The sequence below is a fragment of the Gemmiger formicilis genome, from assembly GCF_016901605.1.
GTDB classification, from domain to species: domain Bacteria; phylum Bacillota; class Clostridia; order Oscillospirales; family Ruminococcaceae; genus Gemmiger; species Gemmiger formicilis_B.
In genome coordinates, this window is record NZ_JACJKP010001038.1 from 1 (window position 1) to 217 (window position 217).

General features: G+C 56.2%; 1 protein-coding gene. It reads left to right on the plus strand.

What is annotated here, in order from left to right; translation table 11 throughout:
- Positions 1 to 110: 110 nt before the first annotated feature.
- Positions 111 to 217: DUF2871 family protein (locus H6B10_RS17665; protein ID WP_430661807.1), on the plus strand; the 107-nt coding region annotated here is incomplete at its 3' end.

A 217-nucleotide genomic window follows, 5' to 3' on the forward strand; every position in this document is an offset into this window, starting at 1 on the left:
GTACCGGTGCAGCAGCTGCGGAAAACTGCGGACCGTGCATCAGGATTCCTGCCTCTATTGCGCTGCAATAGCCAAGGCAGATCGTAAAATACGCAGAAAATAAACGTGGCATCGCCCAGGTGCTGGGTACGGCCCTTTCCTCCGGTATGAGTGCCGCCATTTCGGGCATTGCCGGAATCGGCCATATTTTGCTGGGCGTCAGTCTGGTGCTTCTGCT